Origin of the sequence: Thalassospira povalilytica (genome assembly GCF_002844235.1) — a bacterium.
In the GTDB taxonomy this organism is placed as follows: domain Bacteria; phylum Pseudomonadota; class Alphaproteobacteria; order Rhodospirillales; family Thalassospiraceae; genus Thalassospira; species Thalassospira povalilytica.
In genome coordinates, this window is the sequence record NZ_PGTS01000001.1 from 280,187 (window position 1) to 301,353 (window position 21,167).

The 21,167-nt window shown below is 54.5% G+C and carries 19 protein-coding genes and 1 tRNA gene; 8 read left to right on the plus strand and 12 right to left on the minus strand.

Annotated features, from left to right (window positions below):
- Position 1 precedes the first annotated feature (1 nt).
- The gene (locus CU041_RS01135) at positions 2-1,831 is read right to left on the minus strand and encodes a carbamoyltransferase family protein (protein WP_101245428.1); all 1,830 of its coding nucleotides are present in this window, start codon (positions 1,829-1,831) and stop codon (positions 2-4) included.
- Between the two features lie 8 nt (positions 1,832-1,839).
- The gene (locus tag CU041_RS01140; protein ID WP_170310069.1) at positions 1,840-2,208 is read right to left on the minus strand and encodes a hypothetical protein; all 369 of its coding nucleotides are present in this window, start codon (positions 2,206-2,208) and stop codon (positions 1,840-1,842) included.
- 140 nt (positions 2,209-2,348) lie between these two features.
- On the opposite strand from CU041_RS01140, the gene CU041_RS21060 reads away from it, so the two are divergent.
- The 3 genes from CU041_RS21060 to CU041_RS01150 are packed head-to-tail and all read left to right on the plus strand — an operon-like array spanning position 2,349 to position 4,853.
- Complete coding sequence (locus CU041_RS21060) at positions 2,349-2,501, plus strand: DUF5989 family protein (protein WP_228194569.1); 153 nt, start codon at positions 2,349-2,351, stop codon at positions 2,499-2,501.
- Between the two features lie 3 nt (positions 2,502-2,504).
- Positions 2,505-3,482 carry an SGNH/GDSL hydrolase family protein gene (locus CU041_RS01145; protein ID WP_228194568.1) on the plus strand — a complete coding sequence of 326 codons (978 nt, stop codon included), beginning with the start codon at positions 2,505-2,507 and terminating at the stop codon, positions 3,480-3,482.
- 6 nt (positions 3,483-3,488) lie between these two features.
- Positions 3,489-4,853: an MBOAT family O-acyltransferase gene (locus CU041_RS01150; RefSeq protein ID WP_101245430.1), complete on the plus strand. Its 1,365-nt coding sequence runs from the start codon at positions 3,489-3,491 to the stop codon at positions 4,851-4,853.
- Positions 4,854-4,925: 72 nt separating this feature from the next.
- Here CU041_RS01150 and CU041_RS01155 read toward each other — a convergent pair.
- The 8 genes from CU041_RS01155 to CU041_RS01190 all read right to left on the minus strand — a co-directional run bounded on the left by CU041_RS01155 (position 4,926) and on the right by CU041_RS01190 (position 12,451).
- Positions 4,926-5,000 (minus strand) — tRNA-Gln (locus tag CU041_RS01155).
- Between the two features lie 78 nt (positions 5,001-5,078).
- Positions 5,079-6,008 (minus strand): 4-(cytidine 5'-diphospho)-2-C-methyl-D-erythritol kinase, encoded by a 930-nt coding sequence (locus tag CU041_RS01160; protein ID WP_101245431.1) that lies wholly within the window; start codon positions 6,006-6,008, stop codon positions 5,079-5,081.
- Positions 6,009-6,029: 21 nt separating this feature from the next.
- A complete protein-coding gene (locus tag CU041_RS01165) occupies positions 6,030-7,745 on the minus strand; it encodes a tetratricopeptide repeat protein (protein WP_101245432.1) in 1,716 nt (571 codons plus the stop codon).
- A 196-nt stretch (positions 7,746-7,941) separates the two neighbouring features.
- Positions 7,942-8,565 carry a DJ-1/PfpI family protein gene (locus CU041_RS01170; RefSeq protein ID WP_101245433.1) on the minus strand — a complete coding sequence of 208 codons (624 nt, stop codon included), beginning with the start codon at positions 8,563-8,565 and terminating at the stop codon, positions 7,942-7,944.
- A 96-nt stretch (positions 8,566-8,661) separates the two neighbouring features.
- Positions 8,662-9,849, minus strand: coding sequence for a M20 aminoacylase family protein (locus CU041_RS01175; protein ID WP_101245876.1), 1,188 nt, complete (start codon positions 9,847-9,849; stop codon positions 8,662-8,664).
- Between the two features lie 128 nt (positions 9,850-9,977).
- Positions 9,978-10,466 carry a hypothetical protein gene (locus CU041_RS01180; protein WP_101245434.1) on the minus strand — a complete coding sequence of 163 codons (489 nt, stop codon included), beginning with the start codon at positions 10,464-10,466 and terminating at the stop codon, positions 9,978-9,980.
- Positions 10,467-10,468: 2 nt separating this feature from the next.
- Positions 10,469-11,299 (minus strand): DUF3100 domain-containing protein, encoded by an 831-nt coding sequence (locus CU041_RS01185; RefSeq protein WP_101245435.1) that lies wholly within the window; start codon positions 11,297-11,299, stop codon positions 10,469-10,471.
- Between the two features lie 222 nt (positions 11,300-11,521).
- A complete protein-coding gene (locus tag CU041_RS01190) occupies positions 11,522-12,451 on the minus strand; it encodes a LysR family transcriptional regulator (RefSeq protein WP_101245436.1) in 930 nt (309 codons plus the stop codon).
- Positions 12,452-12,696: 245 nt separating this feature from the next.
- Here CU041_RS01190 and CU041_RS01195 point away from each other — a divergent pair, with 245 nt between their 5' ends.
- Entirely contained in the window at positions 12,697-13,596 is a 900-nt protein-coding gene (locus tag CU041_RS01195) for an NAD(P)-dependent oxidoreductase (RefSeq protein WP_233432967.1), read from the plus strand.
- Positions 13,593-15,128 carry an aldehyde dehydrogenase family protein gene (locus tag CU041_RS01200; RefSeq protein WP_101245437.1) on the plus strand — a complete coding sequence of 512 codons (1,536 nt, stop codon included), beginning with the start codon at positions 13,593-13,595 and terminating at the stop codon, positions 15,126-15,128. Before CU041_RS01195 ends, CU041_RS01200 begins: the two co-directional genes overlap by 4 nt.
- 75 nt (positions 15,129-15,203) lie before the next feature.
- Here CU041_RS01200 and CU041_RS01205 read toward each other — a convergent pair whose 3' ends face one another.
- Positions 15,204-16,841 carry an electron transfer flavoprotein-ubiquinone oxidoreductase gene (locus CU041_RS01205; RefSeq protein WP_101245438.1) on the minus strand — a complete coding sequence of 546 codons (1,638 nt, stop codon included), beginning with the start codon at positions 16,839-16,841 and terminating at the stop codon, positions 15,204-15,206.
- 243 nt (positions 16,842-17,084) lie between these two features.
- Here CU041_RS01205 and CU041_RS01210 point away from each other — a divergent pair, with 243 nt between their 5' ends.
- The 3 genes from CU041_RS01210 (at position 17,085) to CU041_RS01220 (ending at position 20,368) form a co-directional block, all read left to right on the plus strand.
- Entirely contained in the window at positions 17,085-17,975 is an 891-nt protein-coding gene (locus CU041_RS01210; protein ID WP_101245439.1) for a uracil-DNA glycosylase, read from the plus strand.
- Between the two features lie 301 nt (positions 17,976-18,276).
- A complete protein-coding gene (locus CU041_RS01215) occupies positions 18,277-20,064 on the plus strand; it encodes a lytic transglycosylase domain-containing protein (protein WP_233432968.1) in 1,788 nt (595 codons plus the stop codon).
- A gap of 16 nt (positions 20,065-20,080) precedes the next feature.
- Positions 20,081-20,368 (plus strand): hypothetical protein, encoded by a 288-nt coding sequence (locus CU041_RS01220; RefSeq protein ID WP_101245440.1) that lies wholly within the window; start codon positions 20,081-20,083, stop codon positions 20,366-20,368.
- Positions 20,369-20,406: 38 nt separating this feature from the next.
- Here the strand turns inward: CU041_RS01220 and CU041_RS01225 are convergent, their stop codons facing one another.
- Entirely contained in the window at positions 20,407-21,123 is a 717-nt protein-coding gene (locus CU041_RS01225) for a tetratricopeptide repeat protein (protein ID WP_101245441.1), read from the minus strand.
- Between the last annotated feature and the right edge of the window lie 44 nt (positions 21,124-21,167).

Here is a 21,167-nt window from a genome sequence, read left to right on the forward strand (position 1 = left end):
TTTAGTCTGCTTCCTGATGAAGATGGTACTCGGTTGCAAGCGATTGGTTTTGTTCAGATTTCTTAAGTACGCAGTTGCCAATCACCAGTCGATCCATATCCGTCGCCATAAAACAGCGAAACGCCTCTGCCGGGGTGGCGACAATCGGCTCGCCGCGGACATTGAAGCTGGTGTTGATCAGGATAGGGCAGCCGGTTGTCTTTTTAAATGCCTGTAGCAGTTCGTAATAACGCGGGTTGTCTTGATGGCTCACAGTCTGAAGGCGCGCGGAAAAGTCCGTATGAGTAACGGCTGGAATGTCACTGCGCGGAATATCCATATCTATGATATTGTCACGAGCCTGCGCTTCTTGCTCGCCGATGTTGCGGTGTTTCTCTGAAACCGTAGTTACCATCAGCATGTAAGGGGAAGCGGGGAATGATAAATCAAACCAATCCGCTGCATCCTCTTCGAGAACGCTCGGAGCAAAGGGGCGAAAGCTCTCCCGGAACTTTATCTTCAGGTTCAGCTTCTTTTGCATGGCCGGGTCACGTGGGTCGGCAAGGATGGAGCGTTGCCCAAGTGCGCGTGGGCCGAATTCCATCCGTCCTTGGAACCAGCCCGTTACTTCTCCGTTAGCCAGTGCTGTTGCTGTGTCCTGCCAAAGTTCGTTGTCAGGGACTACTAAGAACTTTGCTCCCTCGTGGTTTAATATGTCTTCAATCTCGCTTTGCGAGAATTCCGGGCCAAGGGCGCAGCTCGCCATTCCATCAGGTTTTAATGGGCTACGAGGAAGTTTAAGGTGCAGATGCGAGGCAGCCAAGGCTGCGCCAATTGCACCTCCACTGTCACCGGCAGCGGGCTGGATCCAGATATTTTCAAACAGTCCTTCCGCGGCAATTTTCCCGTTGGCCACACAGTTAAGCGCAACCCCGCCAGCCAGGCAAAGGTTCTTCTGCCCGGTTTCTTTTGCCATGGCACGACAGATGCTTAGCACAACCGTTTCCGTTACATGCTGTATCGAGGCAGCTATATCGGCGTGAAATTGTGTAAGCTGCGCTTCCGGGCGGCGGGCAGGTTCCCCAAACAATTCAGTGAACCGTGTATTGAACATTTTCAGGTCAGTACAATAGCTGAAATAACGCTGATCAAGGCGGAAGCTTCCATCCGGTCTAAGGTCAATCAGGTTGTCTAAAATCGTCTGAGCAAAACGTGGCTGGCCATAGGGAGCGAGTCCCATCAGTTTGTATTCGCCAGAATTAACCTTGAACCCTGTGTAGGTTGTAAATGCCGAATAAAGCAGGCCAAGAGAATGAGGAAAATCAAGTTCGCGCAAGATTTGCAAATCCGCGCCATTGCCAATTCCGACAGAAGTGGTCGATCGCTCACCGACGCCATCCATGGTAATGACAAGTGCATCCTCAAACGGCGACGGATAAAAAGCGGACGCCGCGTGACTGAGGTGATGTTCGGAAAACAGTAGTTGCTCCGAAGAAAAACGACCTGGTGCGACCGCCTTCAATTCCTTTAGTAGAAGAGAACGTTGAAATAGTTTCTCTTTCGCCCATACCGGCAAACCAGCACGGAAAGTTGCAAATCCTTTTGGGGCGAAGCTGAGATAAGTTTCAAGAATTCGTTCAAATTTCAGGAATGGCTTGTCATAGAATACAACATAGTCGATGGGGGAATTATTAGCCATTTCCATGCAATATTGTACAGCCCTGCTTGGAAAAGCCGGATCATGCTTGATACGCGAAAAGCGTTCTTCCTGTGCGGCGGCGACGACCCTTCCGTCGCGCACAAGTGCAGCGGCACTATCATGGTAATAGGCGGACAGTCCAAGAATTTGCATGTTCGTAATCAGTATGGCCGAGTAAAGTCGGTGATCTCGTTGCCGTGGGGCTTCCAGTAGCTTTCCTTGCGTCGATCAAATGTCTTTGACACAGGGTGCCATCCGAAAACTCTGAGAAGCAGCCCCCCAGGCGTGATGAAGGCATAATAAATAATAAAAAGCGCCGTCTCGCTTATCACGATGTGCATAAAGGCACCAAATTTAGTCCATCCCCGGTTAAGGGGAGACAATGCCTTTGGGATGATTACGGAGACGCATGCGAGTACAACCGATGCTACAGCGAATATCCAGCGAGGGTCTTCCGCGTGGCGCAGCGGCAGAAATGCTACAATCATTAAAATGCCACACCAGATGAAACCAAAAATCCTGTTTGACATCAAGCGCCCTCCCGAAGGCCGTGTTACATTGTTTGTTTCAGGTGTTTAAGTATATGGAAAGGACAATAAATTTATTGCGGAAAATAGGGTTTTTTGGCTAATACCTGTTGTAGAAAAATAGCGTACTGTGTGGAGCAGGAATGAGATTTCTCAGTGATCTTTTCGGATTTCTGTTTAGTAAGAAATCGCGATTAATTTTAATTCCGTTTTCTTTGCTGATTTTAATATTTGCGGTGGTTTTCGTCGTGCTGGGAAATGCCAGCTGGGCGCCGTTTGTATACGCAGTATTCTGATCTATGGCGATTAAAAAAACTTTAGCAGGACGGTTTCTGTCCAGTTTGGTACTGATCCTGTGTGGTTTGGCCCTTGCTTGTGGGGCTGGGGAAGTCCTGGTGAGGATCGCCACAGCTGATCAGAACAATTATCTTATCGAGATGTGGCGCTATGCAACGCTTTTGAAGCGGGAAAGTTCAGATCCGGCAATCGGTCACGAGCATATCCCCGGTGCCTCTGCGCGTCTGCAAGGGGTGGAGGTTTCCATCAATTCACTCGGTATGCGCGGACCAGAGCCCGACCTGACCACTCGAGATAAAGAACGTGTGGTCATTGTCGGGGATTCGATCGCAATGGGCTGGGGGGTGCCGGAAAAAGACACGTTGCGCGGCCAGCTTGCCGAGCGTCTGGGACCAGACGTCGAAGTCATGACGACCGGTGTTGGCAACATGAATATGTCCCAGACCGTTCAACATTGGCTGGAATATAGTGAAAAAATTCATCCTGATACTGTAATCCTGCTGGCGACGGCCCGGGCGCCGATCATCCAGAAAACTGATCAAGCGGGATGGTTGGTCCGCCACAGCCAGCTATATGCACTTATCGTTTCCTTTGTTGAAATGACTACCGGTTCCGGTTCGGGCGAAGAAGGGCTGGTAGATTCCTATCGAGCCGTTTGGGGTGGCGGACCCGGAAAGGCCGCGATGGACAGTGCGATGGACCGGCTTATGCAGGATCAGGAAGAGCATGGATATCGTGTCATTGTTCTTTTGGTACCTGAACCTCACAGTTTTGATCCGTATCGTTTCGGCTTTATAAATAGTGTGATGGCGACAGAGATCCAAAAACGGGGATGGGTCCTCGTCGATCCTTTGCCAGTGATGGAAGCTGCCCCTGCTGAAAGCTACTGGGTTGCCTCAAATGATGTGCATCCGAATGCAAAGGCATTCCAAATCTTTGCCGATCTCTTGGTGCCGGAACTTGCGCGTTCGAAGGAATAGGTTGCGATGCTCTTTCAGTTGCCATCGTTTCTGATTTTCTTTGTCGCATTCTGTGCCTTCTTTGCGATCTGCCCTAAGCGTTTGCGGCTGGTTTATGTTACTTTGGCCAGTCTTTTCTTTTATGCTTGGTGGTATCCGCCGTATCTTATTTTGCTTGTTGGAATGGTGGTCGGATGTTGGCTGCTTTTACAATTGATCTGGCGCGATAAAGGCTGGCTGACTGTCGCGCTTATTTTAGCATTTATGCCGTTGGTGTTTTTCAAATATATGGACTTTTTGTTGGAGTCTGTTGCGGCGTTAACAGGGCTTGAAACACCGCATTTTGGCTGGACCGTGCCGCTTGCTGTGTCTTTCGTAACCTTTTCTGTCGTCAGTTACATGGTTGATACGGCGCGGCAGCCTGGGAAAACTCCACCAAGATTCTGGTCAACAGCGGTTTATGTGACCTTCTTTCCGCATCTGATCGCAGGTCCGATATTGCGGGCTCATCACATTTTGCCGCAGTTGCCGCAACTGCGGCTGGATCGCGCTGCGTTTGTGTCTAATCTTGCGTTGTTTACAACGGGGATGCTGAAGAAAGTACTGGTCGCTGATCCAGTCGGTGTTTTTGTTGATCAGGCTTATGCCGGGCACGCAACGCTTTCCGGCTGGGAGGCGCTTGTTGCGATATTCGGTTTTTCTATCCAGATTTATTGTGATTTTTCTGCATATTCTGATATGGCGATTGCGCTTGCTGGCATGCTTGGAATCAATTTTCCAGAGAACTTTCGCTCACCATATGGGTCTGCCTCGTTAAGCGAAATATGGCGGCGCTGGCATATGACGCTTAGTTTCTGGCTGCGCGATTATGTTTTCAAGCCTCTGCATCACCGCTTGCATAAATACGCTCGTCAACTTTCAATCATACTGACCATGACGCTATCAGGTCTATGGCATGGCGCAGCGTGGACTTTCGTTCTCTGGGGGCTTATCCAGGGGCTGATTATTTCAATCGAAAGTGCCAGCGGCTATTCGAAATATGCCAATAAGGTTCGTGGCTGGCAGCGTGCTTTTTGTATCGGATTGACTTTTCTGGTCTGGTCTTTCTTGACGGTTATCTTTCGTGCACCAAATCTGTCGGTGGCATATGATGTGGCAATTGGCGGATTTGTTCATGGGGACTGGATCACCTGGCCAGCAGCGGCGACCATGCCTGTAATCTGGGGGGCAATCCTGCTGGTCTTACACCCGTTCGATCAGATTGAGAAAATTCGCACAGCGGCGACACGCATTCCGGCGCAATTGCTGGTCCCGGTGTTGTTTATGCTGATTGTAGGCAGTTCGATTCTGGCGTCGCAGCAACCACAAAACTTCTATTATTTTGATTTCTAGGGGTGGCAAGATTTCTTGCTGAAAGACAAAAATAGAAAACCGCTTTGAGGAAAACCTCAAAGCGGTTTGTCTTGGCTGGGGCGGTAGGATTCGAACCTACGGTACACGATACCAAAAACCGATGCCTTACCACTTGGCCACGCCCCATCAGCGTGTGTGGCGCGGAAAATAGCGTCCCCGCGACAAGAGTGCAACCCTCTATTTGAAGGTTTTTTTATCCGGGCCTCAGTCGGGAAAAGATGCGCCGATATTTGACAGAACGCGCGCTTCCTGACACACGATCCGGGTGGGCGAAACCCACCAGTCAGGATGCTGTTCTGCGATGGCCCGCGCGGCTTTTTCGGCCTGTTCGTCGGTGTCGTAAATCCCGAAACAGGTCGCCCCGCTGCCTGACATCCGTGCAAGAAGACAGCCTTCTTCACGTGCCAGAGCATTCAGCACGTCGCAAATCTCGGGCAGGATGCTGGTTGCGGCAAGTGTCAGGTCATTGCCGCATTCCGACAGCGCATCGGCAAGCGATGCGCCGCTTGTGAAGACGCGGCTGACATCCCAAAGCCCGGAAACAGAAAAACCTTCATCTTCGCGGGCCCGGAAAATTTCCGGTGTCGACACCGCCTTGCCGGGATTGACCAGCAAGATCGGGATGGGCGGCAAATCGGGCAGATCGGTAAGTGCTTCGCCGATACCCGACATCAGACACGTCTTGCCATGAAGGCAAACCGGAACATCGGCACCAAGCGCCAGGGCAATTTCGGCCAATCGGTCCTGATCGATATCGAGCTGCCACATGTCGCATAAAAGCCGGATGGCACTTGCCGCATCGGCCGAACCGCCACCAATCCCCGATGCAACAGGAAGACGCTTATCAAGGACAAGATCCGCGCCAAGTTCGGTACCGCTTTCTGCCTGAAGCATGCGCGCGGCCCGAACCACCAGATTGTTGTCGGTATCTTCAAGTGCCAAGCTTGCCGACATCGGACCGGTAATGGTCAGGTTGATGGCACCATCGTCACGGCATTCCCCGCTAAGTACATCGCCGGTCGCGGTAAAGCAGACAAGGCTTTCAAGCAGATGATAGCCATCATCGCGTTTGCCGGTGACATGAAGGAACAGATTGATCTTTGCTGGAGCCTGTTCGCTATAGGTCGCAGACATGGATGTTTCTTCCCGAACTGATTAGTTCACGACAATTGGGGCAACGCTTGGCACCTGGCCATTGATTTTGGCTTCGACGGTGGCGCGAAGTTCTTCTGTCGGATTGAATGAAAGCGCGCGGTGCCACTGGAAGCGGGCTTCGTGATACCGCCCGATCTGCCAATAGGCATCGCCAAGATGATCATTGATGGTCGGATCATCAGGTTTAAGCTCCACAGCCTTTTCAAGCTGGATAACCGCGTCTTCGAACCGGCCAAGCTTGTAATAGACCCAGCCGAGACTGTCGACGATATAGCCGTCTTCCGGTTGCAATTCGACGGCGCGTTTGAGCATGTCTTCGGCCTTGTCGAAATTCATTCCCATATCAACCCAGCTATATCCAAGATAGTTCAGGACATAGGGCTGTTCGGGTTCAATTTCGAGAGCAAGCAGGAAGTCTGCTTCGGCCTTTTTCCAGTCACCGGCCCGTTCATGGGCAATGCCGCGACGATACAGCAAACGCCATCCGACAACGGTATCACCGCCAAGACGTTCAATCGCCTTGTTATAGGCATCAGCCGCCTTGGCGTATTCCCCCTGAATGCGCAGGATGTCACCAAGCTGGATCAGCGCATCAGGTCTGTCTTTGCGTTCGGAAACCATGTCTTCGAGGATATTGATCGCGCGTTCGGCCTGACCGATCTGCTCAAGACTGGATGCCGTGCGAAGGCGTGCATTCCAGCTGTGCGGCGAGCTATGCGGGATCGCGCCATAGATCGTGATTGCCGCATCATAGCGTCCCTGGATTTCCATCACTTCGCCGACAAGCAGTCGGGTAATGTCGTCATAGGGGCGCAATGACAGCGAATATCTGGCCATCAGCAACGCCGGATCAACGGCATTTTCCTGACTAAGAAGGGTCGCAATATCAAGATAGGCCTCCGCCAGACCGGTGGCCGGCGTCAACATGGTTGCAAGCGGCGGTTCACCGCGCTTAAGCCGTTCAAGATGGAACGGCATGGCAAGTGACTGCGGATGGCGATCCATATAGCTTTGATAAAGCAGGGCAGCCTTCTGGACCTGACCTTTGCGCTCGAATACCGCGCCAAGGGCCTCGGCCGCGCGCAGCGGCGCATCCGCCGGATCACCATAGGCACTGGCAAGCGCGCGTTCGGCCCCGTCGAAATCATCGAAATAGGCCAGGATCAGGCCGCGATGATATTCCGAAAGCGGGTTAAGCGCACCATTGCCCTGAATTTCATTCAATGCCGACAGCGCCTTGGACTTTTCATTCAATCCAGCATACAGCCATGCCTTGGCCAGCGGCGCGATAAGGGCATTGATGCCCCGTTGCGGCAGTTCCGATACTACATCAATTGCATCTTGCAACCTGTCATCGCGGATGGCGGCATCCATGACAGTCAGTGCCGCAAACAGGTCTTCGGAATTTTCCCGTTGCAGATCGGTCGCGATCGAACTGGCATCGGCAATCCGGCCATCACTGATCAGGGCAAGAAACGCCCGGCGACGCAATTCTGCATTGGCAGGTTCAAGTTCATGCGCGCGCAAAAGATATTGCGCAGCATAGCTCGACTGGTTTTCAAGCTGGGCTGCTTTCCCGGCAAGGAAATTGCCCGAAAAACCATCAGATTGCGGATACTGGAATTCTGCCTGTTCGGGATGCTGTGGCAATGAGCTACAGGCCGAAAGAGCAAGTGCCGTCATCGGGATGATGATGTGTAACAGTTGACGTTTCAAAGGCTTGTCCTGCGTCCGCAATTCGGGTTCGGTGCCGTCAGGTATTGAACAACACCATGTTGAATTTCGGGTTTAGCCTACTCAGTCGGCAATTATAAGGCAAAGCATTTGCAACACGTAATCACGTGCAAAGCCGATGCAAAGTCAAAATCACGGAAAAATTGGCAAAAACCGTTATGGGCAACAGGTCCGGACCCTAGCAATAAAGCGGGCGTTTGGCCGGTATATCAAGCTGCTTGCCGATGATTTCGCGCGCCTGTTTGCCAAATTGCGATCGCTGACCAACCGGGGCCACTGTTTCAAGGATCGCCATTGCCTTGTCCAGTCCAAGCGCCTTGGCAAGGAACCATCCGGCAAGATAGCCAGATGACAGGCAGCCGCCACTGGTGACAATATTGCCCTGTGCAACCAGTGGCCGGTCTTCGACCACGGTATCGGTGCGCGCCAGAAGCGGCCGGGTTTTGGTATCCGTGGTGATGGTTGCAGGCAACAATCCCATCCGGTACAGGAAAAGCACACCTGAACATTGCGTCCCGATCAGTTGTCGCGACGGATCAAGCGACAATTCTCCGATCAGGGCAGCGTCATCAATATGTTCGCGGGTATTGATTCCACTTCCTATCAGCACGGCATCTGCTTCCTGAATAAAGGAAAGTGGCTTTTGCACTGTGACGGAAACACCATTCATTGATGTCACCGTGTCACCGGGGGCTGTGATTGCGGCATTGACGCCATCGGCCTTTGCACGGTTCAGAATGGACAAGGCGACAAAACTGTCGATCTCGTTAAAACCGTCAAGTGTCACGATTGCAATCTTCATGTCCGTCTAACCGCTAATGAAAAGGGCGGCTATTGAACGCGCAGATTGAAAGCTGCACAAGAAAAAACTTGTATACGGCCCCGCGGCTTGCCGGCGTCAGGCTGAGCCGAGATATTCATCCACCAGCGTGATCCAGTATGTCACGCCATAAGGGATGGCATCGTCGTTAAAATTATAGGCCGCGTTATGCAACAAACAGTTGCCGTCGGTCGGCCCGTTGCCAAGCAAGACATAGCTGCCGGGTTTCGCATTGAGCATGAAGGCGAAATCCTCGCTGGCCATTGATGATTCCGGATTGGGATCGACCTTGTCTTCGCCAACGGTCCTGTGGGCCGCGGCTTGGGCAATTGCGGTTTCGGCTTCACTGTTGATGGTTGCCGGATAACGGCGCTGATACATCACACGCGCGCTGCATCCGAATGCCTCGGCCGTGGCATTTACAACGGTCTTCAACCGTTCTTCCACCAGATCCTGAACCACGGGTGAGAATGTCCGAACGGTCCCGCGAATGGTTGCGCTATCGGGAATGACGTTCCAGGTGTCACCGCCTGAAATCTGGGTTGGCGAGATGACGGCACTTTCAAGCGGATTGACGTTGCGTGCCGTAATCGTCTGAAGGGCAAGCAGGACCTGACCGGCCGCCGTGATCGGATCGCGACCCAGATGGGGCATGGCCGCATGGCAGCCCTTGCCATCGATGTTGATTTCAAAAACGTCGTAACTTGCCATCATCGGCCCGGCTTTCATCGCCATGGTGCCGACATCGCGCCCGGGCCAGTTATGCATGCCGAAAATTGCATCGACCGGATGGCTGTCGAAAAGACCTTCATTGACCATTTCACGTCCGCCGCCTTCGTTTTCTTCGGCAGGCTGGAAAATGAAATCGACGGTTCCGGCAAAGTCGGGGGCCTCGGACAGGATTTTGGCGGCACCCAACAGCATCGCCATATGGCCGTCATGACCACAGGCATGCATTTTGCCCGGATGTTTGGATGCATAGGGCAGATTGGTCATTTCATGAATATCAAGCGCGTCCATGTCGGCGCGCAAACCAATCCGTTTGCCGTCACCCTTGTTGCCTTTCAATGTTGCAATCACACCGGTTTTTGCCATGCCGGTTGAAACTTCAAGGCCAAAGGATGTCAGCTTTTCCGCGATGAAGGCGCTGGTCAGCGTTTCTTCAAATGCGGTTTCGGGGTGAGCATGCAGATGTTGACGCCAGGATTTGAACTCATCAGCAAGTTGGGTGGCACGAGGATGAGGGGAGCGATTGGAGTCAGTCATCTGCATACTCTATAGCGTGTCATCAAGGGCGGGTTTCAGACATTGCCAGGCGGCACATTCTGATCCGCGATAAACGGGGACAAAGCTGCCCCCGTTTATATGGTCATAAGAAGTGTGTTCGAAGGTGATCAGGCACCCTGAAGGCGCAGGATCAACTCGGCCACCAGAACAGAACCGGCATAGGTGCCAAGGAACACAAGGCATGCAACCAGTGCCAGCTTCCAGCCGGAATGTTTGGCAACCTCGATTTCCTTCTTGGCGATCGCAAAACCGGCATAGGCAAGGGCCGGGGTCGCGAGTGCAAGGAAGTTGACCGATTTGGCCTGTGCAACGATCCATTCCGAACCTGGTGTCCAGGGCAGGGTCGCAACGATCCCGACCAGCGAAATCCAGGCAACACTCGGAAGATAGAACGGTGCAAAACGGGTCAGCAGCAAGCCGACCATGGTGATCAGGTAAATCACCACCATGCCGACAAAGCCATCCGCCAGCGGAATGGCCGGACCAACCGTATTCATGACCAGACCGACAAGGCAGACAATGATCAGGGTGACAGCATGATCGGCAAGATCAATGTTCGGACGGGTGCGTTCCATTGCGATTGCGCTATCGGACATGATCAGGCCTCCTTCTTGCTTGCGTTGGCGAGATCGTTCTTGCCCGCAGTCGCGTTATAAAGTTTTTCAACAATCGGAAGTGCGATGAACAGGCCGGCATACAGCCCGGTCGCATAGGTCAGAAGGTTGCTTGCACCAGCCAGTGCAAGGATTTCGTCCTTCATTGTCGGAACGACTTCGGTCAGTGCCCCGGTGCAGGCCGCCATCATTGAACCACTGCCAATACCGCAGGCCATTGCAAGTGCACGCGGATCAAACAGATCGCTGCTGGCGAAAAGCGACGCCAGAATGGCGAAAATAAAGGTGCCAAACAGGGTGCCGATAACATAAACACCCATGACGCCGGTACCTTCCGGGCTTTTCAGGGTATAGCGGTCAGCAATAATCGCAAGGTTGGGTTCACGCGCGATCGAGAATGTCGCACCGATTGCCTCGCGGCCCATTTTCAGGCCCCAAACCGCAAGCGGGAAGGCCAGAACGATGGTGCCTAGGTTGCCCAGTTCCTGCAACAGAAGTGCCGGGCCGGCTTCGATGATGGTTTCGATTGCCGGGCCGATGGTGGTGCCGAACTTCGCAATGAACGGCATGATCGCAATCACGATCAGGGGCGATGCGGCTTTGACTTCTTTCTGGCGGATGAACTTGCCGAGTGCCGGTACGACATTCGGGTTCAGCACCGCTGACATCACAAAGGCATACAGCAGCGGCAGCAACAGAATTGCCCCGATGCCAAACGAAATTTTCTGAATACCGATCAGTTCGGCGATGGCGCCGAGTACGATAACGGCAAGATGAAGCCGCCAAAGCTCCAACTGTCCCCGAAGCGCGTTCATTTTCAAGTCTCCTTGACGTGGCGTGTTCGACGCAACTTCGCCCGGAGTTCGAAAGAAGCCAGACTGTTGCATCATCCCTGCGGCATCCGGGTATTGGCAGATTTCACATTTTTGCCATTTTCTGAACCCGGAATTTTGTCTGACAATGAAAACTAGGCGGGGGCTGGGCAAGTGCCATTTTGGGATGCTTCTGTTGCCGAAATGGCAACAGGTATGTCGGGCTCAGACATGTTCTTCGGGATACCAGGCCGATCCGAATGCTTCCATCCGGTCGCGGATCATGCCGGTAACGGCCCTTACAGCGGCAGTTTTCGGGCGTCCCTTGCGCACCAGAAGATGTGATGGCACGCGCGCCAGAAACGGGTCTGTCATCGGGACTGCGACCACCTCGCCGCGGCGCAATTGGCGCGATACCGCAAAGGCCGGAAGAAACGTGATCCCGCCACCCGACAGCACGAAATGCACCGCAACATTGATCGAATCGGCGACCAGAAACGCGTCCTGGGCAACCCGGTTTCCCTGATCGACATTGGCCAGAAGTTTGGCCACACCAAAATGCGGATTAAGGAGCGCGCTGGGATAATTCAGCGTATCTGACAGCGTGCAGCTTTCCTTGTTGGCCAACTCGAACCCCGGCGGCACAAGTGCGCAAAGCGGTGCGTGGTCTTCTGCCAGAAGTTCAAGCTCGGGCGTTCCGGGCGGGTTGAAGACAAGCCCCATATCGTAGTCGTCACGCAGGATTCCATGGGTGATTTTTTCCGTTCCGGCGACATCGATTTCAAGGCGGATATCGGGGAACTCGTCCCGCAACGGGCGCACAACATGATTGACCAGATCGACAACAAACCCTTCGCCCGTGGCAATACGCACAGTACCGGCAATCGCCCCTCGTGCCGCTGCCAGTTCAACCGAAAAGGCTTCATCCATCTCAAACCGGCGCCGGGCGTGGGCTGCGACCATGTGGCCGGCTTCGGTAAAGATGATGCCGCGTTTGGTGCGTTCCATCAAAAGCGTTTCGAGATGGGCTTCAAGGGCCGCGATCTGGCGGCTGATGGCCGATGGCGCAATACGCAGATTTTCTGCGGCGGTTCGGATCGATCCGGCTTCAAAAACGGCCAGGAAATAACGAAGCGGCTTGTCGTCGATCTTCATGATGAATACTGCGCAAAAGTGGTTGGCCAGCCTGCTGGCGTGATGGTGATCACCTAATCAGAGCATATGTGTTGCTGTTTCGGCAACAATATGTTCCGCCAATTGATCTTGAGTTCGTCGGGTATCCACCGGAAAGTCGACGGGCAAAATCAAAAAATCACATCGGACCGCATCGGTGTTGTGGCGGGAAGACCTGGGTCTTAACCGGCTGAGCCCGGCTGTCTGAAACCAAAGAGGCATTTTTCGTGAGTAATCCAGAAACCGGCACCATCGGTGTCATCGGGCTTGGCAATATGGGGCTTGGCATGGCCCGGACCCTGCTGCGCGACGGTTTTCCCGTCATCGGGTTTGATCTGTCTGCGGAACGCCAGGCGGAAGCCGCACTTGCCGGGGCGACCATTGTTGCCAGTATCGGTGAACTGTATGCAGCCTGCAAAACCGTCATCCTGTCTTTGCCAACGGCAAATCATGTTCGCATGGTGCTGACCGGTGACGCCGGCCTGACATCCTGTGATATCGACGGGCGACTGGTGATTGACACCACAACGTCCGAGCCCGATGTGACCCGTGAAATCGACGGGGTCTTGCGCGGGTTGGGGCATATCCTGATCGATGCCCCGGTCAGTGGCGGTCCGGCGGGTGCCGATAGTGGTCAACTGACCATGATGGTTGGTGGCGATGATGCCGATGTTGCGCGCGCCATGCCGATTCTGGAATCGCTGGGTGGCAAGATCACCCATGTCGGACCGGTTGGTGCCGGACATGCGGTCAAGATCGTCAATAACATGCTTGTCGCATCCCATCTTTTGACCATGAGCGAGGCCGTAAGGCTCGGCAATGCAGCAGGTGTGACAACGGAAAACCTGATTGCAGCCCTGAATGCCGGATCCGGGCGCAGCGCCATCAGCGAAGTCAATTATCCGAAATGGGTGATGAACGGGGCCTTTGACAGCGGCTTTACCATGGGCTTGATGCGCAAGGACGTCCGTCTTGCCATGGCCTTGGCCCGGGACAAGGACGTTGCACTGCCGGTTTGTGAACTGGCCGGGCAGATTTGGGCAGCCAGTTCCGAGCTGTTGGCAGACGGTGCCGATTTCAACCGCATCACCGAATGCGATCCCACCCATGCAGGAGTCAAATCATGACCGGTGAAACCAATCTGATTGCCCGCGACTATCACAAGGCAATGAACCCGTTTTTCGGCACGACTGAAATCGGAAGCTGGGTCAATGGTGCGATGATGTCCGGCACAGGCGACATGTTCGAACTGATCGACCCGGCAACCGGCAAGGCGTTTCTTGCGCTTAAGGATGCGGGGACTGATGTCGTGAATGCCGCGATGGATGCCGCCGTTGCCGGGCAGAAAGTCTGGTGGGGAATGACCGGGGCAGAACGCGGTCGTATCATGTGGCGCATCGGACAGCTGGTCCGCGATCAGCTCGAAGACCTCGCATTGCTTGAAACTGTTTCGGCGGGCAAGCCGATCCGCGATACCCGGGTCGAGGTCCTTAAAGTCGCCGAGATGTTTGAATATTATGCCGGCTGGGCTGACAAGCTTCATGGAGATGTTATTCCGGTTCCGACCAGCCATTTGAATTATACCCGCCCGGAACCATATGGCGTGGTTACGCAAATCACGCCCTGGAACGCGCCGATCTTTACTGCGGGCTGGCAGCTTGCCCCGGCGCTTTGCACGGGCAATGCAGCGGTTCTTAAACCGTCGGAAATGACGCCGCTTACCTCGCTTGCACTTGGTGTTCTGTCCAAAAAGGCCGGACTGCCCGATGGTGTGATCACGGTTCTGACCGGGCTTGGTGCGACCACCGGTGTTGCGGCAACCACCCATGATGCCACCCGCAAGGTGGTCTTTGTCGGATCGCCGCGGACCGGGGCCATCATTGCGGGGCAGGCCGCACAGAATGTTGTGCCCTGCGTTCTCGAACTTGGTGGCAAGTCGGCCAATATCGTGTTTGGCGATGCCGATCTGAAACGTGCCGTGATTGGCGCACAGGCCGCGATTTTTAGCGGTGCGGGGCAAAGCTGTGTGGCAGGTTCGCGCTTGCTGGTTCAGCGCACCGTGGTTGATCGTTTTCTTGATATGCTGGTTGCCGGTGCGAACCAGATCCCTGTTGGTGATCCGATGGATGTCGCAACCCAGATCGGACCGATCAACAATGATGTCCAGTATCAGACGGTACGTCGACTGGTCGCAAGTGGTCAGGCCGAAGGTGCGCAGTTGCTCGCTGGTGGCGAACGCCCGGACGGGGATGCCTATCAGGATGGTTATTTTCTGCGTCCGACCGTGTTGGGCAATGTCCGCAACGATATGAATATCGCACGCGAAGAAATCTTTGGTCCGGTTCTGTCGGTGATCCCGTTTGATGACGAAGCCGAGGCCGTGGCGATCGCCAATGACAGCAAGTTCGGTCTGGCCGGTGCGGTCTGGACCCGGTCGGTTGACCGGGCCCATCGGGTTGCGGCCAATGTCCGGGCCGGAACGTTCTGGATCAACAGCTACAAGACGATCAATGTCATGTCGCCATTTGGCGGTTTCGGTGCCAGCGGCTATGGCCGGTCCAGCGGCAAGGAAGGCTTGATGGAATATATGCAGCCCAAAAGTGTCTGGACCGAAACAGCGGCAAATCCGCCGGCCGCTTTTGGCTATGCCCCGGAATAAACCGCAATCATCAGACTATTATGAAAAAGGGCCGCATCACGCGGCCCTTTTGTATGAGGATAAGCTTCAAGCAGCTTACATGTTGGGATAGTTCGGCCCACCGCCACCTTCGGGCACCACCCAGACGATGTTCTGGGTCGGGTCCTTGATGTCGCAGGTTTTGCAATGAACGCAGTTCTGCGCATTGATCTGCAACCGTTTGCCACCCTTGTCTTCGTCTTCGACGAATTCATAAACACCAGCCGGGCAGAACCGTGCTTCCGGTCCGTCATAGACCGCAAGGTTGGTATTGACCGGTACGCTGTCATCTTTCAGCGTCAGGTGAATGGGTTGGTCTTCGCTGTGGTTGGTGTTTGACAGGAACACCGATGACAGCTTGTCAAAGCTGATTTTGCCATCCGGTTTCGGATAGTCGATCTTGGGCATTTCGCTTGCCGGTTTCAGGCAGGAATGGTCTTCATGGTTCTTGAAGGTCCAGGGTGCCTTGCCACCAAACAGGTACGTATCGACCGCACTATAGGCCATGCCGCCCCAGAAGCCCCATTTGGCAAAGCTCGGACGGATGTTGCGGACCTTGTGCAGTTCCGGATAGACCCAGCTGTTTTCCAAACGCGACGGATAGCTGTCCATCTGTGCCGGAACTTCATCAGCACTCAGGGCCTCAAACGCGGCCTCGGCGGCCAGCATCCCGGTCTTCATTGCGGTGTGCGACCCTTTGATCTTGGGCACATTCATGAAACCGGCCGAACAGCCAATCAGGCAACCACCCGGGAAAACAAGATCAGGGATCGACTGGAACCCGCCTTCGTTCAGGGCACGCGCACCATAGGAAATGCGGCGGCCCTTTTCGAAAATCTTGCGGATTTCCGGATGGGTCTTGAAACGCTGGAACTCGTCAAACGGGCTTAAATGCGGGTTCTCGTAATCAAGGCCGATGACAAAGCCGACAACCACCTGATTGTTATCGAGATGATACAGGAAGGACCCGCCATAGGTTTTCTTGTCCAGCGGCCAGCCAACGGTGTGCTGGATCAGGCCTTCCTTATGGACTTCCGGGTCAACTTCCCAAAGTTCCTTGATGCCGATGCCATAGGTCTGCGGATCGGAATTCTTGCGCAAATCAAATTTCTTGATCAGCTGTTCGGAAAGCGATCCACGGCAACCTTCGGCAAAGAAGGTATATTTCGCATGAAGTTCCATGCCCGGTTCATGGTTCGGGCCCGGCGTGCCATCACGCTGCAAGCCCATATCGCCAGTGGCAATGCCCTTGACCGAACCGTCTTCGTTAAACAGAACTTCGGCGGCGGCAAAACCCGGATACACTTCAACGCCAAGGGCCTCGGCCTGTTCGCCAAGCCAGCGGCACACATTGCCAAGGCTGACAATGTAGTTGCCCTTGTTATGCATCTGCGGCGGGGTTGGCAGCTTTTTCGCGCCGGTTTCGCTCAGCATCAGGAACTGGTCTTCGCCAGCCGGAACATTCAGCGGTGCGCCGCGCTCTTTCCAGTCCGGGAAAAGTTCATTCATGGAGCGGGGCTCCATCACAGCACCCGACAGGGTGTGCGCGCCGACTTCGGAACCCTTTTCAACCACACAAACGGTGATTTCTTTTTCGTGTTCCTGGGCGAGTTGCATCAGTTTGATGGCAGCCGACAGACCGGATACACCAGCCCCGACGACAACCACGTCAAATTCCATGGATTCGCGTTCCATATGGCCTCTCTCCTTTGGCTGCCACCTTTTTCGAACTGTTTTCGTCCGTTTGGTTGCAGACCGGTATTCACCGATCAGGGTCTCGCCCAAGCCCTGATTTCTCACATTTGTCGCTTAATCGGTATAGCTATACCGATTTGACGCGCGTTTGTATATGGTACATATGGACCAAAATCGTTAAAGTCGGTCAAAATCCATCGCACCAATCACGCGTGCGCCGCAACATACACCGCCTTTGTGTAGATGAGCAATCCAATTACAGATTTTGATGTAAATAATCTCGATCCGTTTCAGGCCCTGGTCTGGCAATATGAAATGGGCGTGGACGAAGCAATCGCAGACGAGCCGCTTGATCGTTTCAAGGCATCGGAAAGCCTGACACGCAATGCTGCCAATCGTCCGGGGTTTGCGCCGCAATCCCCGACCGGCGCGCGCCGTGGTCCGGCACAGGTAGCCCGTCCTGCTGCATTGGCCGGTGCCGGTCCCGCACCAGTGCCCTCGGGGGCGGATGGCGGGTTTTTGCTGTCAGATACACCGCACGAAGCCCGTCAGTCCGCCCGTGATGCGGCTGCTGCGGCAAGCAATCTGGACGAATTGAAGGCCGCGATTGAAAAGTTCGAAGGCTGCGCGCTTAAGAAATCAGCAAGTAATACGGTCTTCGGAACCGGAAATATTGAAGCCAAGCTGGTTCTGGTCGGCGAGGCGCCAGGGGCGGAGGAGGACCGGCAGGGTCTTCCATTCGTCGGGCCAAGCGGAAAGTTGCTTGATGCCATGTTGCGGTCGATCGGACTTGCGCGTGAGGAAGTCTATATCACCAATATTCTGCCCTGGCGTCCGCCGGGCAACCGTCAGCCGACCACAGCCGAGGTCGCGGTATGTGAGCCGTTTGTACGTCGTCATCTTGAACTGATCGGCCCCAGGGTTGTGGTCTGTCTGGGGGGCAGTTCGGCCAAGACCCTGATGGAAGAGGATCGCGGCATCACACGGTTGCGCGGAACATGGAAAGAGCTGGTGTTTGGCGATGGGGCAAAGGCCGATCTGACGGCAATGTTCCACCCGGCATATTTGCTGCGTACGCCCGAACAAAAGCGCCTTGCATGGCGTGATTTGCGCGCGATTGCGCAAAAGCTTTAAGGAAATGGCGATAAATTTGGCGTACGCATGGGTGCTATGCACCCGTTCGGGTGTCTGAAATCCGTCACGCCAAGTGATTGATTCCAGATAAATGATTTCGCGGTTTGGGCGTTTGCTGGTATAAAAGGCGCCGTTGCACCGGGGGGAACACCGCAGGCAACGGGTTGCGAGACCAAACTGCTTCGGGATAAATACGCGGCTTTAAAGCAAAGCCTCGTTGGGGATATTGATTTTGATCGAAGCAATAAGAACAAGCCTGCCGGGTGTGAAACGCACACTAAGGCAGGGCCTCTTAATCGCTATGTTTGGCACCATGACGACGGTCATGGTTGCGCCGTCACCTGCTGTTGCTGACACGCAGGAACAGGCTGCTTTGGGCGGGCCGGAACTTGACGATGCGCTGTCGATCCTTATTCCCAAGCCGCTGTCCGATCGTGACGCCGAACTTTACGAACAGATTTTTGCTGTTCAGGAACAAGGTCGCTGGAAAGATGCAGACCGCCTGATTTCGCGCCTGTCTGACGATGTTCTGATGGGGCATGTGCTGGCGCAACGTTATCTTCATCCGACGGCATATCGTTCCCGCTACAAGGAACTCAAGGATTGGCTGGCAAGTTATGCCGATCTTCCGCAGGCCCCGCGCATTTACAAGCTTGCCCTGACGCGCCGCGGATCTGCCAGCTATCCGAAAAAGCCGGTCGGAAGCTATGTTTCGGGTGCGGGGTATGATTACGAAGATATTTCGCCCTATTACCACAAATCGACCAAGAAGCTGTCAGCACCACAGCGTTCCCGCCTATCGACGCTTAAAAGTCGTATCCGCCACCGGATTGGCAGTGGATGGCCGACCGGCGCGCTTCAGGTTCTCGAAAGCCAGGAAGCAAAACGTCTGTTTGATGCCTATGAGCAGGATCAGGCACGCGCATCGATTGCATCGGGATATTATTATTTCGGCAAGCCTGACCTGGCGTTGAAACTTGCGGGTGACGCGGCCAAACGGTCGGGCAAATATTTGCCACAGGCTCACTGGACTGCGGGGCTTACCGCATGGCGTCTGGGCAAGATGGATACCGCACACAAACATTTTGCGGCACTCAGCACCAATAAATATGCATCAAGCTGGACGCGCACAGCCGGTGCGTTCTGGGCGGCACGTATTGATCTTGCGGCCGGTCGTTTTGAAGATGCCGACAAGATGCTGAACCGTGCGGCGGAATATCCGCGCTCTTTCTATGGGCAGCTTGCCATGCGTGCCCTTGGTCGGGATGACGTGTTTGACTGGGACAGTCTTGAGCTTGATGAAAACCGCGCCAACAAGCTGAAGCTTGATCCGCATGGTCGTCGTGCACTGGCATTGTTGCAGGTGGGGCAACGTGATGAAGCCGAACGCGAATTGCGCAAGGCCGCGGCCAAGGATGATGATGGCCTGCGCCGTGCTGTTCTGGCATTGACCGATACGGCGAATTTCGCGTCGCTGACCATGCGTCTTGGCAGTTATATCGCGCAGAAAACCGGGGACGTGTTTGTGAACGCCCTTTATCCGGTGCCGCCATGGTCGCCCGAAGGCGGTTATGAGGTTGACCGTGCGCTGATCTATGCATTCATGCGCCAGGAATCCGGGTTTAACACCGATGCGCGCAGCCATGCTGGTGCCCGCGGTCTGATGCAGTTGATGCCGGCCACCGCAAGCTATATCGGCAATACCCGCTATCGCGGTGCCAAACGCGCCGAACTGTATGAACCGGAAATCAACCTGTCGCTCGGGCAGAAATATGTTGATCATTTGCTTGAACAGAACGGCGTTGATAACGGCTTCTTGCAGTTGATGGCGGCCTATAATGGCGGGATCGGCAATCTGGGTCGCTGGCAAAAGGCGCTTAAGGACAATGTTGATCCGCTGTATTTCATCGAAAGCATCCCGTCGCGCGAGACGCGTCTGTTTATCGAACGGGTGATGGCCAATCTTTGGATGTATCGGTCGCGCTTCGGTCAGGAAGCACCGTCGCTTGATCTTCTTGCCGCCGGGCAGTGGCCGACATACCAGCCGCAAGATGGTGAGAGCGATCGTGGCTTGACCGCGCAACGTTAAGCACCAGATACCTTTCATGACCGGCAATAACGCCAGCACGCCGCAAGATAACGGCAGCAAAAGCAAGAACCGTACCCCGGATGAGGGAACGGTTCTTGACCGTATCAAAATGCCGCCAATGAGCGGCGAAGAAGCCTTGCGCCGGTTTCATGAAAACGGTCATTCGTCAGACGGGCAGGGGCCGGAAACCGGTCAAAGCGACTTTGCCGGGCTTCATCCGCTGATGAAGCTGGTATCGCTTGGCGGGACATTGTTGATGATCACCGCCCTGCTACTTGGTGTGCTGTATCTGTTCGGGGCGTGATGCCGGTTCTGATCTAGTCGATGATAAAGGTCGCTGTTTTACTGGGTGTCGGTTCTGGCATCTGAAACGGCCTGAAGCGTCTTGATTTCGCCCTGGGTGGCGTTGGCCAGCGGATCATCCTTTGGCAAATCCCGATACAGATCACGAAGCACGCGCAAAGCCTGTTCGGGTTTGTCATTTTGTTTCAGCATCATGCCGTAATAATACCGCGCAAGCAGATGGTTGGGCATCTGACCCAATGCATGCAGAACCAGATCACGTGACGTACTGTCGATCTGACCGTTCTGGGCGGTAATCCGGGTATCGGCATATTCGATTGCCAGTAACGGATTATGCCCGGAAAGCGCATAGGCCTGGGCAAAGGCGGCAACCGCACGTTCGATATTGCCAAGTCGCAATGACCCGCGTGCCAGGGCCACCCAGCCCTGAAGATTGCGGGGATTCACTTCAAGCGACAGCACGATCTGGTTCAATAGTCGCTGGATTTGCTGATCGGTCTTGTAATTGGGATCGGTCACATTCCCGGCAACAGCGGCGGCGGCGGCAAGGTTGCGTTCCCCAGCCCGTTCGGCAAACGGCTTGGCGGGCAGGGACGGATTGCCAATGACCAGATAGATACCAAACGCCACCAGCACCGGCGCGACGGCCATGGTCAGCCGACGAGGTGAAAATACCTTGTCACCGCATTTGGGAAGGCTTGCGTAAAGAATCGCAATTCCGATCAATGCCAGTAAAGACAGACCAATCCAGGTCACCGGTCACCTCCGGCAGGATGGTGATATTTCCCGACAAGGCACCG